This is a genomic window from symbiont of Argiope bruennichi, assembly GCF_051094275.1.
GTDB lineage: Bacteria > Bacillota_I > Bacilli_A > Mycoplasmatales > SG1.
In genome coordinates this window covers 57,843-75,111 of record NZ_CP070274.1, presented here as the reverse complement: position 1 = coordinate 75,111, position 17,269 = coordinate 57,843, and the positions used below count along the sequence as shown (strand labels likewise).

General features: G+C 24.4%; 15 protein-coding genes and 1 other RNA gene. 13 read left to right on the top strand and 3 right to left on the bottom strand.

What is annotated here, in order from left to right; genetic code table 4:
• Nucleotides 1–218: 218 nt before the first annotated feature.
• On the bottom strand, nt 219–419 hold the full coding sequence (locus tag JTY60_RS00380; protein ID WP_434414675.1) for a hypothetical protein: 201 nt from the start codon (nt 417–419) through the stop codon (nt 219–221).
• 149 nt (nt 420–568) lie between these two features.
• On the opposite strand from JTY60_RS00380, the gene JTY60_RS00375 reads away from it, so the two are divergent.
• The 5 genes from JTY60_RS00375 to JTY60_RS00355 all read left to right on the top strand — a co-directional run bounded on the left by JTY60_RS00375 (nt 569) and on the right by JTY60_RS00355 (nt 6,771).
• Nucleotides 569–2,497, top strand: a complete 1,929-nt coding sequence (locus JTY60_RS00375; protein ID WP_434414674.1) for a DNA gyrase/topoisomerase IV subunit B — start codon at nt 569–571, stop codon at nt 2,495–2,497.
• Between the two features lie 4 nt (nt 2,498–2,501).
• Nucleotides 2,502–4,925, top strand: coding sequence for a DNA topoisomerase (ATP-hydrolyzing) (locus JTY60_RS00370; RefSeq protein ID WP_434414673.1), 2,424 nt, complete (start codon nt 2,502–2,504; stop codon nt 4,923–4,925).
• 1 nt (nt 4,926) lies between these two features.
• Complete coding sequence (gene serS, locus JTY60_RS00365; protein ID WP_434414672.1) at nt 4,927–6,159, top strand: serine--tRNA ligase; 1,233 nt, start codon at nt 4,927–4,929, stop codon at nt 6,157–6,159.
• A gap of 18 nt (nt 6,160–6,177) precedes the next feature.
• Nucleotides 6,178–6,263, top strand: an RNA gene (gene ffs, locus JTY60_RS00360) — signal recognition particle sRNA small type.
• 64 nt (nt 6,264–6,327) lie between these two features.
• On the top strand, nt 6,328–6,771 hold the full coding sequence (locus JTY60_RS00355) for a nucleoside deaminase (protein ID WP_434414671.1): 444 nt from the start codon (nt 6,328–6,330) through the stop codon (nt 6,769–6,771).
• Between the two features lie 2 nt (nt 6,772–6,773).
• Here the strand turns inward: JTY60_RS00355 and JTY60_RS00350 are convergent, their stop codons facing one another.
• Complete coding sequence (locus tag JTY60_RS00350; RefSeq protein ID WP_434414670.1) at nt 6,774–7,007, bottom strand: hypothetical protein; 234 nt, start codon at nt 7,005–7,007, stop codon at nt 6,774–6,776.
• 140 nt (nt 7,008–7,147) lie between these two features.
• On the opposite strand from JTY60_RS00350, the gene JTY60_RS00345 reads away from it, so the two are divergent.
• Nucleotides 7,148–7,363 carry a hypothetical protein gene (locus JTY60_RS00345; RefSeq protein WP_434414669.1) on the top strand — a complete coding sequence of 72 codons (216 nt, stop codon included), beginning with the start codon at nt 7,148–7,150 and terminating at the stop codon, nt 7,361–7,363.
• A 29-nt stretch (nt 7,364–7,392) separates the two neighbouring features.
• A complete protein-coding gene (feoB, locus tag JTY60_RS00340; protein WP_434414668.1) occupies nt 7,393–9,594 on the top strand; it encodes a ferrous iron transport protein B in 2,202 nt (733 codons plus the stop codon).
• 508 nt (nt 9,595–10,102) lie between these two features.
• On the opposite strand, the gene JTY60_RS00335 is transcribed toward feoB, so the two are convergent.
• On the bottom strand, nt 10,103–10,960 hold the full coding sequence (locus JTY60_RS00335) for a DegV family protein (protein WP_434414667.1): 858 nt from the start codon (nt 10,958–10,960) through the stop codon (nt 10,103–10,105).
• Nucleotides 10,961–11,016: 56 nt separating this feature from the next.
• On the opposite strand from JTY60_RS00335, the gene JTY60_RS00330 reads away from it, so the two are divergent.
• The 6 genes from JTY60_RS00330 to JTY60_RS00305 all read left to right on the top strand — a co-directional run bounded on the left by JTY60_RS00330 (nt 11,017) and on the right by JTY60_RS00305 (nt 17,267).
• Nucleotides 11,017–12,054, top strand: coding sequence for a nicotinate phosphoribosyltransferase (locus tag JTY60_RS00330; RefSeq protein WP_434414666.1), 1,038 nt, complete (start codon nt 11,017–11,019; stop codon nt 12,052–12,054).
• A gap of 99 nt (nt 12,055–12,153) precedes the next feature.
• Nucleotides 12,154–12,747: a ferritin family protein gene (locus JTY60_RS00325; RefSeq protein WP_434414665.1), complete on the top strand. Its 594-nt coding sequence runs from the start codon at nt 12,154–12,156 to the stop codon at nt 12,745–12,747.
• A gap of 125 nt (nt 12,748–12,872) precedes the next feature.
• Nucleotides 12,873–13,637: a ParA family protein gene (locus JTY60_RS00320; protein WP_434414664.1), complete on the top strand. Its 765-nt coding sequence runs from the start codon at nt 12,873–12,875 to the stop codon at nt 13,635–13,637.
• The gene (locus tag JTY60_RS00315) at nt 13,627–14,496 is read left to right on the top strand and encodes a ParB/RepB/Spo0J family partition protein (protein ID WP_434414663.1); all 870 of its coding nucleotides are present in this window, start codon (nt 13,627–13,629) and stop codon (nt 14,494–14,496) included. Before JTY60_RS00320 ends, JTY60_RS00315 begins: the two co-directional genes overlap by 11 nt.
• A gap of 7 nt (nt 14,497–14,503) precedes the next feature.
• Nucleotides 14,504–15,601: a redox-regulated ATPase YchF gene (gene ychF / locus JTY60_RS00310; RefSeq protein ID WP_434414662.1), complete on the top strand. Its 1,098-nt coding sequence runs from the start codon at nt 14,504–14,506 to the stop codon at nt 15,599–15,601.
• 64 nt (nt 15,602–15,665) lie between these two features.
• Nucleotides 15,666–17,267, top strand: a complete 1,602-nt coding sequence (locus tag JTY60_RS00305; RefSeq protein ID WP_434414661.1) for an alanine:cation symporter family protein — start codon at nt 15,666–15,668, stop codon at nt 17,265–17,267.
• Nucleotides 17,268–17,269: the final 2 nt, after the last annotated feature.

Below are 17,269 nucleotides of genomic sequence, written 5' to 3'. Positions count from 1 at the left end.
TTATTTAATTTAATTATTTGTATTTATAAATTATTTTTATTTTATAAATTATTATAAAAAAAATGTAAATTAATTAAATTTTATTTTATTTAACTACAAAAATATTTTATCACATGATAATGTCAAGGACTTAATAGGATTAAAACTAAAACATGTTAATTTTTTAAAATATTATTTATGTAATAATTAATTATATATAAAAAAAATTAACAATTTTTTTACATATCAGGCAAATCATTAGGATCAAATCAACCACAAACAAGTTTTTGAGTATTTTTTTTATAATAACAATGATAAACTTCACCTTGATGAGATATTTTATTGCCTGCCTTAAATATTCCAATACAACCAATCATTAAAAAAAGACAAATCAGACCCAATAAACCAATTTTTATTTTTTCTATTAAATTTACATTCATTATTTTTTTAATTTATTTATTCTTTTTCTATTTATAAAATTAATTTTAATTAACTTAATTTTATCATAAAAAATATATTAATCATTATTATTTTTATTAAAATTTATATAAAAACTTATAAAAAATAAGTTAAAATTATATTAATAAAAATGGAACAAAAAAAAGAAAAAAAATATGATGAAATCACTGTAAATTATACAGATGATAATATCAAGGTCTTAGAAGGGTTAGAACCTGTAAGAAAAAGACCTAGTATGTATATTGGTAATACTGGTATTTCTGGTCTTCACCATTTGGTATGAGAAATTATTGATAATTCAGTTGATGAAGTATTAGCTGGTTTTGCAAATGTCATTGAAGTTGAAGCATTTGATAATAATATTATTTCTGTTTTTGATAATGGTAGAGGTATTCCTGTAGGAATTAATGAAAAAACTAAAAAAACTACCATTGAAACAATTTTTAATTTTTTACATAGTGGTGGAAAATTTGAAAATAATGTTTACAAAGTTAGTGGTGGTTTACATGGAGTTGGAGCTTCTGTTGTTAATGCCTTAAGTAATTTTGTTGAAGTTTATGTTTATCGAGAAAATTCTATTTTTTTTCAAAAATTTGAAAATAATGGAAAAAATATTTTTTCTTTAAAAAAAATTGGTGATACTAATTTAAATGGTACAAAAGTAATTTTTCAACCAGATTTTAGATATTTTGATGAAGAAGTAAAAATTAATTTTGAAATTATTAAAGAAAGATTAAAACAACTTTCATTTTTAAATAAAAAAACTAAAATTTCCTTTTATGACAGAATAAAAGATTCTAAAGAAATTTTTTTTTATGAGAATGGAATTATTGATTATTTTAAAGAAATAAATAAAAATAAAATTGCTATTTCTTCTATTTTTTTTAAAGAATATTTAAAAAATAATATTAATATTGAATTTGTTATTCAATATTTTTCAGATTCTGATACTAACGTTTTTTCATTTTGTAACAATATTTTAACAAAAGATGGCGGAACACATATTGATAGTTTTTTAAATGCTATTTATAGAACAATTTATTACTATATAAAATCAAAAAATTTAAATAAAAATGATTTAACAATTACAAGAGAAGATATTTTTTCTGGATTAAATGTTATTTTTTCTTTAAAAATTTTTAATCCTAAATATGAAGGACAAACAAAGTTTAAAATTTCAAATAATGAAATTAAAAAACCAATTTATGATTCTGTAAGTAAATATTTTAAAGAGTTTTTGGATGCTGATTTTAAAAATTCAAAAGCTATTGTTGATAAAGTTTTAGAAAATGCACAAATTAGAACTGAAATAAAAAAAATTAAAGAATTAAAATTCAAAAAAGAACAAATTAATTCTTTAAATTTACCATTAAAACTTTCAGATTGTTCTTTATCAGATAATACAAAAACAGAACTTTTTTTAGTTGAAGGTGAGTCTGCTGGAGGAAATGCAAAATTTGCTAGAAATCGTCATATTCAGGCAATTCTTCCCTTAAAAGGTAAAGTTTTAAATGTAGAAAAAAAACATTTAAACAAAATTTTAAATAATGAAGAGATTATAAATTTAATTAAATCTATTGGCTGTGGTATTAGAGAAGAATTAGATATTGCTAAACTTAGATATTCAAAAATTATTATTATGACAGATGCAGATGTAGATGGTGAACACATAAAAATTTTATTATTAACATTTATTTTTAAATTTATGAAAAATTTAATTGAAGAAGGACATATCTATATTGCAAATCCTCCTTTATTTAAAGTAACAATTGGTAAATCTATTAATTATTTTTATTCAGATGAAGAATTGAATATATTTTTAAAAGAAAATAAAAATAAAAAAATTAATATTCAAAGATACAAGGGTTTAGGGGAAATGAATGCAAAACAACTTTGAGAAACAACAATGGATCCAGAAAAAAGAATTTTAAAAAAAATTTATCTTTCAAATGAATTGGAAACAGAACATTTATTTTCTCAACTAATGGGGACAAAAGTTGATGAAAGAAAAAAAATTATTTACAAAAATTTAAATCTTGTAACTAATTTAGATATTTAAATTTATGAAAATTGAAACTAAGTTAATCAACGAAGAAGTAAAAAAATCTTTTTTAAACTACTCTATGAGTGTAATTATTGGAAGAACTATTCCAGATGTTAGGGATGGTTTTAAACCAGTAGTTAGAAGAATTATTTATTCAATGTATAATCTTAAAAATTTTTATAATTCTTCATATAAAAAATCTGCAAGAATTGTTGGTGAAGTAATTGGTAAATATCACCCCCATGGAGATTCATCAATTTATGAAGCTATTGTAAAATTGGCACAACCATTTAATATTAATCATACTCTTATTGATGGGCACGGAAACTTTGGCTCAATTGACGGCGATTCTTATGCTGCAATGCGTTATACAGAAATTAGATTAGATAAAATTGCTACTGAAATAGTTAGTTATTTGGAAAAAGACACAGTTGATTTTGTAAAAAACTATGATAATACTGAAGACGAACCAAAATTACTGCCAACACTTTTTCCTTATTTAATTATTAATGGATCTTTAGGTATTGCAGTTGGAATGGCAACCTCTATCCTACCCCACAATTTAAACGAAGTTATTGATGCTTTTATTTACTATATAAAAAATAAAACAACTTGTAGTATTGAAAATTTATTAAATTTTATAAAAGGGCCAGATTTTCCAACTAAAGGTGAAATTTTATTTAAAACAAACGTAACAGATATTTATAAAAATGGTGTTGGTACAATTGTTTTAAAAGGAAATATAAAATTAGAAAAATCTTCATCACACTACTCTTTAATTATTGATGAAATTCCCTATCAAGTTAATAAATTAAAAATAATTGAAAAAATTAATCTTTTAATTACAAGCAAAGAAGTTACTGAAATTAATAATGTTCGTGATGAGAGTAATTTTGAAGGAATTCGAATTGTTTTGGAACTTAAAAGTAATTTTAATCCAGAATATGATTTAGAAATATTAAAAAATAAACTTTTTTCTCATACTCCACTACAAGAAATGCATTATTTTAATTTTTTAGCAATAAAAGATAATGTTCCTATTAAATACAACTTATTAACTTATTTTCAAGATTATTTTATTTTTCGCAAAGAAATAGAATTAAAAAAATTAAATTTTGAATTATCAAAATTAAATAAGACTAAAGAAATTTTATCTGGATTTCTAATTTGTTTAAACAATATTGATGAAGTTATAAAAATTATTAAATCCTCAAATGATGTAAAAAATGCAAAAATTAATTTAATTGAAAGATTTAGTTTTTCTGAGGTTCAAGTTATTGCAATTTTGGAATTAAAACTTCAAAGATTAACAAAATTAGAAATTAATAATATTCAATCAGAATTAGACAAAACAATTAAAGAAATTGAAAAAATTGATAAAATTTTGGAAACAGAAACAAGCCTAGATAATCACATTTGTAAAAGTTTAGAAAACATTAAAAATTTATATGGTCGCGAAAGACAAACAAAAATAAGTGGTGAATATAAACCAATTAATATTGAGTCTTTAATAAAAAATGAAAAAGTTATTATTTCAATATCAAACTCTAATTACATAAAAAAAACTTCAATTGATGAATTTAAGTTACAACATCGTGGAGGTGTTGGTACTTTTATTTTAAATTCATTATCTGAAGACAACATTAAAAAATTTATTGTTGCTAATAACTTAGATAACATTTATTTTTTATCTAATATGGGTTATATTTTTCAAAAAAAGGCTTATGAAATTAATAAAAGTTTACGAACTTCTAGAGGTCAATCTTTTGCAAATTATTTTAATTTTATAAAAAAAGATGAAAAAGTTGTTGATATTACTAATTTCGATAAAGATTCTGAAGATAAATATTTATTTTTAATAACAAAACAAGGACTTTTAAAAAAAATTTTATTAAAAAATTTAATCAAAATTTACAAGTCTGGCAAAAGAGTTATTAAAATAAGAGACAATGATAATCTTTTAACTTCTTTATTGATAAACGATGGAGATGAAGTTATTATTGGTTCATTATTTGGTAAAGTTATTAAATTATTTACAAAAGACATTCCAACAAGATCTACAAACGCTACTTATGGTAACTTAAGTTTAAAACTATCAGAAGGCGATGAAATTGTTTCTGTCACTCGATCTTCTGAGCCAGAATGCCAATTACTATCTGTTACAGATAAAGGGTATGGAAAAATTTTTTCTGCAAGCATAATAAAACATACAAATCGACGCGCAACCGGTAGATATGTTATTAAAGATAGAAAAAATAATGGAAATTTAATTTCCTTATTTTTAATTAATAATGAAGAAGAATTACTAATTGTGACAACAAATAACAAAACGATAAGAATTAATTTATCAGAAATTAGAAAAGTAAAAGGTAAGTTATCTAAAGGCGTTATTTTAGTAAATTTAAAAAATAAAGAAAAAGTTTCTTATTGTTATTTAAATTAAAATGATATCAATTAAAGATTTTGAAAAAGACTTTAATAAATATTCTTCACTATTGTTATCTAGAGGCTTTTCTAAAAAAAAATCTTTAAAATTACTTAATAGCTATAGAGATTTTAAAAAATTTTTGTTTGAATGAGAATCGTTAAAAAGTGAAATTAATAATTTATCTAAAAAATATCTTAATTTAACAGACGATGAAAAAATTAAATTAAAATATTTAAAAGAAAAATTTAAAGAAACTGCTAATAAAAAAAAACTAGCAGAAGATTTATTTGTTGCCTTATGAATAAAAGCACCAAATGTTCCACGTGAAACATCGCCAATTACAAAAAAAAATTGTAATTATATTGTAATTTCTGAAAACAATTTTTTAAAAAAAGAAAAAAACAGTGTAATTCATCACGACGATTTTTTAAAAATAAATAATTGAATACAATCTAAAAACACAAACAATATATATGGTTCTAGATTTGTTGTTTTTAAGAAATTTGGAGCAACATTACGCCAAGGTTTAATAAACTTTTTAATATCTAACAATATTAAAAATAATTTTGAATTTTATTCTTTTCCTTACTTATTAAATGAAATTGGTCTAGTTAATAGCGGACAACTACCAAAATTTAGAACGAATCTTTTTAAAACATCATTAAACAAATATCTATCACCAACTGGCGAAGTTCAAATATTAAATTTATTTGTTCACACTTGTTTTGATAAAAATTTTACAACAAAAAAAATTTGTACATATACTGAATGTTTTAGAAAAGAAGCAGGTGCTGCCGGGAAAGACACAAAAGGATTAATAAGACTTCATCAGTTTGGAAAAATTGAAACTTTTTTATTTACTAAACAAGAAAATGTTGAAGAAAATTTTTTATTTTTAGTAAAAAACACAACAAATTTATTAGACTTATTAAATTTACCTTATAGAATTATTGAATTAACTAGAAAAGAACTGGGAATCAGTTCTGCAAAAACATATGATGTTGAGGTTTGAATGCCATCACAAGAAAAATATGTAGAAATTGCTTCATGTTCTTTATGTACTGATTATCAATCTAGAAGATCAAACATTAAGTATTTAACTTCTAGCGAAAAAAAAGAATATGTATATACTTATAATTGTTCTGCATTGCCAATAGAAAGACTAATGGCAGCAATTATTGAAAATCACCAAAAAGACAATAAAACAATCATATTACCTAAAGCTTTAAAAAAATTTTTATTTAATTAAATTTTTTATATAATAAATTTGTAGTCGCAATAAAAAAGTTTTAAATCAGGTCAGGTTTGAAAAAAAGCAGCCTTAAAAACGTATTTTATGTGCGACTATTTTTTTAATTTAATTTAAATTCTATCTATAAAAAAATTAAATTAAAAAATGCTTTGTTACTTAAAAATTATGAAAGCCGCTTTAAAAGAAGCAAATAAAGCACAATTAAAAAAATTGCTACCAGTTGGTTGTGTCGTCTTATTAAATAACAAAATAATTTTAAAAACTCACAACAATGGCAAAAAAAACAGCATCTTTAATCATGCAGAAATTATTGCATTAAAAAAATTAGAAAAGTTACAAATACCAAAAAAAGAACGAAAAAACTATATTTTTTTTGTTACCATGGAACCATGCATGATGTGTTATGGGGCATTAATTAATTTTGGAATAAAAAATATTTTTTTTTGTTGTGAAAATTATAAATTTAGTATTTATAAAAATTTTTATTTACTAAAAGAAAATAAAATGTTCGACCAATTATTTTTATTAAATAAGATATCTTTATTTGAAGAGAAGAGTAGTAATTTAATAAAAAATTTTTTTAAACAAAAAAGAAATTCAAAGAGTTAAAATTATTTTTTATTACAGTGCTTTAAAATTTCATCTAAATTACTTGAAAATTTTAAAATATCTTTTTTTTCTTCATATCAATCTTTTGATAAACCAATAATAGCAAAAATATCGTTTTCACTTAAATCTAATTCTTCTATTAATTTAATATTTTCTTTTAAATAATTAACTTTTTCGCCCTTTTTTGTGTTGGTTGTTAGATTCATCAAAATATTTTTTATTTCTTTATTATCCATTTTTTGCTCTTTTCTTTTTTAGTTAAGTATTTTTAGAAATTATAAAAAGTTTTAAATTTATTTTTTATTTTTTATTTTATAATAACTTTACAAAAGGTTTTATTTTAAAAAATAGTAGAAACTTTATTTAATTAAATTAAATGAATTTATTATCATTAAAAAAAGGTCAAACAAAAAAAATTAAAAAAATTGTTTTGACTGAATCAAACTCTTCTTTTTTCTTTCATGGAGTTACAGAAAACTCAAATATTACCTACCTACACACCTCACCATTTAGCTTTCCAAGAGCATTTTTAGTTAACGGCTCAATTGTTACTTTTTCCAAAGAAGCCTGCAAATCAGTAGAAGTTTATTAATATTTTTTTTAAGATATTAATATTTTATCTTGAATAAAGATCTTATTAATAAAAAAAAAATCATTCTTTTGGGTAATCCAAATTGTGGCAAAAGCTCGTTAATTAACGCAATTGTAAAAAAATTTGTTTGCATGACAGGAAACTGGCACGGGGTTACAATAGGAAAAAAAATTGTTCATTCTAACTTTAACAATACAAACTACGAAATTATTGATACTCCAGGAATTTATGATTTTAATCCAACTTCAGTTGATACAAAAATTACTTGTCACACAATTGAAGAAAATAAATACGATCTAATCATTAATGTTATTGATGGTAGCAACCTAAACAAAGGACTTTATTTAACTCAACTATTAAGAGAAATTAACGCAAACTTTGTTATTGTTGTAAATCACCTAGATATTATTGAAAAAAATTTTAAAGACATTGATGTTAAAAAACTAGAACTTTTTTTTCAGACAAAAGTTCTTACAGTTTCTGCATTAGAAGAAAAAAATATTGATAAATTTTTTCCCTTTGTTGAAAAATATTTTGAAGAAAAAGAAAAAACAGATCAAAAAAAAGAGTTTCTTTTTTATGATAACCATTTATCTTTTGCAAAAAACGAAATTATAAATGACTTAAAAAAACAGCGAATTCTTCAAGCAATAAATCAAAAAGAAGATGAATTTACTTTAAATTTTTATGCTTCTAGAATTATGGAAAATAATAAACACTATTTTGATCATCTAAAAATTGAAAAGTTTGATAAAACCAAATTAAATATTATTCAAAAAAATTTTGCAAATGAAACTGGTAATTACTTAGCAAATTATATTTTTCAAAAAAGAGTTAAATTCATCAACAATGTTTTTTTAAATTTAAAGATCAACAAATTAGTTTCAAAAGTTACCACAACTACAATAAAAATTGACAAAATTGTTTTAAACCGCTTCCTTGCACTACCAATTTTAATTCTTACTTTTTCTTTAATGTTTATTTTGGTATTTAATATTGCAAATCCACTTAAAAATATTGTCGACGATTTAATTAATGGATTGCTTGGTGGATATTTACAAACTGCAATTAAAAATAATTTTCTTGAACGTTTTATTGTTGAAGGGGTAATTAGTGGGGCAGGGACAGTTATCACTTTTGTTCCAATAATTTTTGTTTTATATTTTTTTGTTGCCATCCTACAACAGACCGGATATATGGCAAGAATGGCATTTATTTTAAATGAGCTTTTTAAAAAAGTTGGATTAAATGGAGAAGCAATTTTTCCATTAGTTTTAGGAATTGGCTGTAATGTTGGAAGTATTTATGCAACTAGGGCAATAAAAGACAAGAAAACCCGCTGAATAACAGCGCTTGTTGTACCTTTTATTCCATGTAGTGCCAGACTTGCAGTTTTTGTCTTATTTGCATCAGCATTTTTTTATAATTCTGGGGCATATTTTTTATTGTTTTTATATTTTTTAGGAATATTTACAACACTATTACTTGCATACATTGTAAATATTATTATTAGAAAAAAATCAAGAATATTTATTTCATCAGTTGATGTTAATTCCCTACCAAATTATGTAAGACCAAGAATAAAAAATATTTTAACAACATCAGGAATTTATGCCAAAGGATACTTAAAAAAGGCATCAGGAATTATTTTATTTTCTTGTATTATTCTTTGATTATTAAATGAACCAGTCACATCCAACAATACATCAATTATTGAAGAAATTGCCAAAGGATTAAAATATATTTTTTATCCATTAGGATTTTGAAATCACTTAGAGTTTATTATTGCAATTTTTCCAGCAATTATTGCAAAAGAAACTGCAATTGGCGCTCTTGCAGTTTTATATCATTTAGATGAAAAAAAAGATGTTCTTAATTTTTCTGGATTTTTACATAATTCTTTAGACAATATTAAAAATATTTTTATTTCGTTGCTTCCTTGGCATTGGCTTGATGGGCTTTTAGGAACTACAAACAGCACTGCTGATAGTTCCCTTACAGAAAAACTATCTCACGCTTTAATAACCAAACCACAAGCAATTTCTTACTGTGTATTTTTACTTTTAACTATTCCATGTGTGACAACATTAGGGGCACAAAAAGGAGAGTTCGGGTGAAAGTTTATGGGGCTAGGACTAACGCTTGGCCTTGCCGTTCCCTATATTGCTTCTACGTTTTTTTATGGTATCTCGTGTCTGATATTTTCTGAGAGTTGGGTACAACAATTTTAAAAAAATTCAAAAAGCTTACCAAAAATAGAAGATAAAGCCTTACCGTACAAAGCGACTATAGAATTTAACTCAAAGAAAGAAGGCGCGTTAAGGCATACACATCATACGATCAATGATCAGATTGAAGATTGTTGATAAGTGACAACGACTTAATTAATTGTATTAATTCTCACAGTCAAATTACTTTTGATCTTGCGTTTGATATGTGAATATGTTGCGGTTTATTTATTATAAAACCACATACCGAATACCTTGTAAAAAATAAAAAAATGACGTTTAACACAAAAGAGTATTTATTTCAAGCTTGTAAAAAAGTTTACGAACATAAGTTATAGGGAAAACGGAGCTGGTTATGTAAGTAAACATTTGACGCTTCTTTCATGACATAAGGCAATAGCACCCATCTTGATTTACATAGATATATTTATTCTGGTTGATGTTTAAACCTTGAACAAATGGATTAGATGGAAGATTGTGAAAAGGCTCTCAGGTTATTTCCTCTTAATATTTAAAAAACATCTACAATTTTTATTTTTCTTGGTATTCAAAACCCAATCATTTTTGGCCCTGTATGTATCATTATTGTATTTGGCAAAGAAAAAAATATAATTTGAATGTTTGGTAGTTTGTCTTTTATTCTCTTTTTTGTATTCAAAACTAAAGAATCATCTTCGTTGTAAGAGGAAATAAAAATAACACTATCAGATCTTTTTATTTTAGAAATAACATATTTTTGGACAAAAGAATTAATATTTTTGCAAACACCTTTTTTTACAATTTCTCCATTTTTCATTTCTAAAACAGGCACAATATTTAATGAAGAAATAATTTTTGCAACCCCCCAGTTGATTCTGCCACCATTTTTTAAATACCTTATATCATTAACAGCGAAAAAAACAGAATTTTTTTTATTTACATAATCAAAAAAATATTGAATCTCTTCAACACTTTCAAAGTTTTCCATATATTTCTTGATATACTTTAAACAATAAATTAGCGGAGCAGAAACAAAACTATTGTCAATTACAAAAAAATTTTTTAAATTTTTATTTGAAATTAAGTTTTTTATTGTAAAGTAAAGGTTACTAATTTTTTTTGGAATAACAACAAAAACTACCGTATTATTTTCAGAAAACGAATTCATCACTTCAATAATTGAACCAACAGAACTTTGAGATGTTATTAAACGGCTATCTTTTAAATACTCAAGAATTTGCGACTTTGTTATTGATTCTCCATCATCCAAATAACTTTTATTTTCAAAAATATCATTAATACAAAGTGGCAGATAAAAGAAACCACTTTCTTTAGCTTCTTTCTTTGTTCAACCAGTAGAAGAATCCACAACAATTTTTACATTTTTCATAAAAAAACTATAAATTTATTTATAATATTTTAACTATTTTTTAAAGATTTTTACACATGTGTTTTGATTTAAAATTATTTTTTAACAATATATCAACTTATTTTTTAGAAACACAAAAAGTTGCAAAAAATTTAAATCTAGACAATATAATAACTTTTCAATATTTTCAAAGAACCAACAATGTTTGCCTTTGTGGGATAAATGAAGCAGTCAACCTTATAAAAATGGTTGATAAATCGATTGAAGTATATGCATTGAAAGATGGAGATATTATTAATAATAATACCCCAGTCTTAAAACTAGTAACAACATATTACAAAGGAATAATTTTTGAAAACACTATCAATGGTATTTTATCTCGCCAATCTTCTATCGCAACAAATTGCTATTGAGTTGTAAAATATTTAGAACCTAAAAAAAAAGATATTATTTTTATGGCAGATCGATGCGATCACTATATAAATCAGCCAAATGATGGTTATGCTGCATATGTAGGCGGAATTAGATTATTTTCTTCAAAGTCTGAAATTCAAAAAATTAATGAAAAATTGCCACTATACGGCTCTATCCCGCACTCTTTTATTCAATTAAACGACGGAGATATTTTAAAATCATGTGAAAATTATTTAAAATTTTATAAAAAAATTATTTGTTTAATTGACTACAACAACAATGTTATTGATGATGCTTTAAAAGTTGCCAAAAAATTTAGGGGAAAAATAACTGGTTTTAGAGTTGACACTTCAATAAAACTAATTGATAAATTTTTTTTAAATAATCCAAAATATAAAAATTTTCAAAGATCTAAATTAAAAGGAACTAATCCAGAATTAATTTTTGCTCTTAGAAAAAAATTAGACGAAAATAATTTTAAAAAAATAAAAATTGTTGTTAGTAGTGGTTTTAATCTAAAAAAAATTAAATATTTTGAAGAAAATAACGTACCTGTTGATGCATATGGTGTTGGAAGATCATTATTAAAAAATATTTGCGATTTTACTTGTGATGCTGTTAAAAACAACAATACGCCTTCAGCGAAGGTTGGAAGATGTGAATATTTTGATAAAAGATTGAAAAAAATTAACTTTAAATAAATAAAACTTAATGTTAATAAATAATTTTAAATTAATGATATAATAATATGGTCAACCTTTGACCTTTTAATTTAAATAAATTCGAGGTCTATTTATAAAATGAAAAAATTTAAATGCAAAGTTTGCGGAGCAATTTTCAACGAGCATGGCAATTGCCCCGTTTGCGGAGCAGACAAAATGCATGTTCACGAAATTACCGATGAACATAGTGGTGTATACGCAGAATCTTCATCTGAAAAAGGTCCTTTAAAATGAGTTGCAGAACATAGAATTGGTTTTGCAAAAGATGTCCCTGCAAACATTAAAGAAATGTTAGATGGTTGTTTTAAAGCTGAAACTTCTGAAGTTGGAATGTATCTTGCAATGTCTAGACAAGCATTTCGCGAAGGCTATCCAGAAATTGGTAGAATTTTTGAAAAAATTGCTTTTGAAGAAGCAGATCACGCTTCTAGATTTTGTGAAGCAATTGGTGAAATGGTATATCCAAGCACAAAAGAAAATCTAAAAAAAATGATTCATGGCGAAAATGGGGCTAATCATATAAGATATGAAATTGCTTGTTGAGCCAAAAAAGAAAATGATGATTTACACGATATGGTTCATGAAATCGCAAGAGATGAAGCAAGACATGGTAAATCTTTAATTGGGTTACTAAAAAGATATTTTAACGAAGAAATAACTTCAGAAAATTAATTTTTTTTCAACTTACTTTTTTAAAAAACCACACTTTTAAAAGTGTGGTTTTTTTGTATAAATTATTTGTTTTTTTACAATTTATTCTTAATCTTTAAATAAACAATTTATAATTTATAAAGTTTATGGCAAAAGTTATTTCCTTAATTAATCAAAAGGGCGGGGTTGGAAAAACCACATCTGCAATAAATTTAGCATTTGAATTTTCAAATCTTAATAAAAAAACGCTCTTGTTCGATTTAGATCCCCAAGGACACGCAACAATTGGACTTGGTTTTTTAAAGAGCAAACTATCAAAGTGTGCTTTTGACCTATTAGCAGACAGAGCTAAATTTGAAGAAGTAATTAAAAATATTTCCAAAAATCTTGATTTAATTCCAGCAACAATAAATTTGGCATCCATTGAAACATTTTTACAAGAAGATGAAAATGGTATTTATAAATTAAAAAGTATTATTGAAAAAGTAGCCCCAAATTATGAATATATACTTGTTGATTGTCCTCCAAGTCTTGGAATTTTAAATAAAAATGCCTTAATTACTTCAGACAACGTAATTATTCCGATGCAAGCTGAATTTTACTCTCTTGATGGAATTGTACAAATTCTTTCATTTATCAATCTAATAAAAAAAAATTACAACCAAAAACTTGATCTTTTAGGAATATTTGTCACAATGTTTGATGGAAGAACCGTTCTTTCAAGGCAAGTTTATCGTAAAGTAAAAGAAAAGTTTCAAGAAAAACTTTTTGAAATAACGATTCCAAGGAATGTTAAAATATCTGAAGCTCAATCTTTTGGCAAAGCAATATCACAATATGATAAAAATTGCATTGGTGCAATTCGTTATCAAATTCTTGCAAAGGAAATTTTATCAAAATATGAAAAGTAAAAAACACTTAGGAGATGGAATTGATAATATTTTTGAAGAAACTGAAAATAATTCACTAGAATTAGAAAAATTTTTTTCTGAAAAAAAATATTATCAAAGAATTCTTGAGGTTGATATTAAAAAAATTTTTTCAAACCCTTTACAACCAAGAAAAATTTTTGATCAAAAAAAAATTGAAGAACTAGCAGAAAGCATTAAGTTATACGGACTAATTGCTCCTATTATCCTAAAAAAAGAACAAGATAAATATTTTATTATTGCGGGCGAAAGAAGATTTAGAGCTGTAAAACTCCTAAAAAAAAGAACTATCAAAGCGATTGTTTTTGAAGAAAAAAATGAATATATTGGAGAAACAGCAATTATTGAAAACATTCAAAGAGAAAATTTAAATTCTTTAGAAGAAGCCATCGCTTATAAAAAAATTCTTGAAGAAAAAAATTTAACCCACGATCAAATTTCAAAAAAATTTGCAAAATCTAGAGCTTACATTACAAATGTTTTGAGAATTTTAAATTTACCACAAGAAACACAAAAACTAGTCTTAGAAAATAAAATTTCTCAAGGTCACGCAAAAGCACTTCTTTCGCTAAAAGATCATGATTTAATAAAAAAAATTTCCAAAAGAATTATTAATGAAAAGTTGTCGGTTAGAAATGTAGAAAATATCGTTAATGGTTACAAACTACAAGAAAATAAAAAATTAGTTGAAAACAAAAAAGAAAACTTTTCTTACTATTCAAAAAAATTAAAAAAATTATTAGACACAAAGGTTACTATTAGGCAAAATAAAAAAATTATCATTAACTTTGCCGACAAAGAAGACTTTTTTAGAATACTAAAAAAAATTGGAGCAGATTAGTCAATAAATGAATTTAAAAATTGGTATCGTTGGTCTTCCAAATATTGGTAAATCAACCCTTTTTTCTCTTTTAACAAAGAAAGCAGCAAACATTAATAACTATCCATTTGCAACAATCGACCCTTCGGTTGCAGTTTGTGAAGTTTTTAATGAAAAACTCGATCATTTACAAAAAATATTTAACGCTAAAAAAAAAGTTTACAACTATATTGAATTTATTGATATTGCTGGTCTCATTAAAGGTGCATCGGAAGGAAAGGGTCTTGGGAACAAATTTTTATCACATATTAGCGAATGCAACGCAATCGCGCTTGTAATTAGATTTTTTCCCTCAAAAGATGTCTTGCATGTAGAAAACAGTATCAATCCGATAAGAGATTTTGAGGATTTAACTTTTGAACTAGTTCTATCTGACTTAAAAAAATGTGAAGATAATTTTTTTAAAGTAGAAAATAAATGAAAAAAAAATCAACATTTACCACAATTAAAAGAAAAAAAAGATGCATTAAAAAAAGCATTATCTTTTTTAAAAGACGGGAAATTATTAAATCAAATTAATTTTTCCGAAAAAGAATTGGAAAATATTAAGGAATACAATTTTTTATCATTAAAAAAATTTTTTATCGTTGGGAACGTTGACTATTTAAAAAGATCAAAAGCACTAGAGAGAGAATTTTTGAATAAGACTCAAAATTATCATTTTTTTACCATATTTGTTGACTTTAAGACAGAATATGATTTGGCCTCAATAGAGAACGAAGAAGATTTAAATTTTATGATGAAAGAGTTTTCCCTAAAAAAACTTAATTATTTTGAAATTTTAAATTTAGGCATAAAAGTTTTAAATATTGAATTTTTTTTTACATGTGGTGCAAATGAAGTTCGGGCATGAAATTTCACTAAGGGTTCTACAGCAAAGCAATGCGCTTTTTTAATCCACACAGATATTGGTGATAATTTTATAAAAGCTAAAAGATCGAATTATAATTTAGTGAAAAATTGTCACTCAGAAAAAGAAATTGAAGAAAAAAATCTTTTTTCATTTGTTGGGAGAGATTACATTGTTCAACAAGACGACATTTTATTTTTTTTGTTTAAAAAATAAATTTAAAAAAATAAAAATATATTATAATATTTAAATTTTTTAATTTTATGTTATTTTTTTAATTATGAAAAATTCCTTTTTTTACCAAAATTTTTATTTTTCTGAATATCAGTGATATTTGGCAATTTATGCCATAATTGTTATTTTATCCTGCGCTTTTATTACAATTGTCTTTAAATCTTTTTATTTCAGAAGAATTGTTCAAATGACAAAATGCTTTTTTGATTTAAAAAGTGGAAAGTCAAAAAATTCAATATCTAATTTTTCTGCAGTGATGACTTCAGTTGCTACAAAAGTTGGAACCGGAAATATTATCGGGATTGGATATGGGATCTTTATCGGTGGACCCGGAATTATGTTTTGAATTTGAATTTTTGGGATTTTTTTAGTTGGTATTGCAATTGCAGAAGCAGTATTAGCACAAATTTATAAGCAAAAAGATGTTGAAGAAAAAGGTATGTATGTTGGTGGGGTTTCTTACTATATTACCAACGGTCTTTCCAAAAAATTTTATTTTTTGGCAATAATTTATGCTATAATTAGTATTTTTACTAAAGGGTTTTTTATTGTAACAGCAAATATCAACTCAATTGTTTACACCTCTTTATTTACAATTTCTGGAGAAAATGCTAACTTATCAGATTTTTTTGCACCAACTCCTTGAATAATATGTTTAATTATCGGGCTTTTTATTGGTTTTTTTATTTTGCTAAAAGGAGTAAAAGGAATCATAAATTTTTCCTCAAAACTAGCACCAATTTTTATTATTTTGTATCTTATTTTCGCGCTTGTTATCTTTTTTTCATACATTCAATATTTTCCAGATTTTTTTAAAATAGTTTTTTCGAGTGCATTTAATAGCAACGGGATTATTAAAGGACCCCTAGCCGCTTCAGTTTTTTTAATTATTATTATTGGCGCACAAAGATCAATTTTTTCAAATGAAGCAGGGCAAGGGTCTGGAACTCATGCTGCAGCTAGCGCAAAAATTGATCACCCCTTAAAACAAGGACTTGCCCAAGGCTTTGGTGTTCTCTTTGACACATTAATTTTTTGTTCTCTTTCTGGTTTTATTTTTACAATCGGGCTTATAGTAAATTATAATGGCGACTTATCTCAATTTGCAAATAAATTTTCAGATGATACAAAAATTATTAGCAATAACAGTAATTTTGCCGGGCACACATCGGAGTACTTTACCTGGTTAACACTACAAGAACTTTTTAGTTGGCAAATTTGAGGAATGAATGTTGGGGGTATTATTATTTCTTTATTTATTCTTTATTTTGCAATTAATTGCACCCTTGGAGGAATTTTAATTGCTGAATTTAATGTCTTATTTTTAACAAAAAATTTAAAAAATGAAGCCCTACGGTATAAAATTGTGATTCTATATCGCGTAATTGCCATGCTTGCGTGTATTTTTTCCCCAATTATTGGAAGAATTGGGTCAAGTATTTTTGATATGAGCGATATTTTAGTTTCTATCAGTTTTATGTTAAATATCTTTATAATCTTTCTTCTATTAAGACCTTTACTTGCGTCAATTAAAGATTTTTTGATACAATTAAAAAAAAATGAATATAATATTAAAAAGGAGTTTAATTTTGAGCCTTCAAAGTTAAATATAAATATAAACTATGAAAAAAACCAATGAAAAAAATAGTG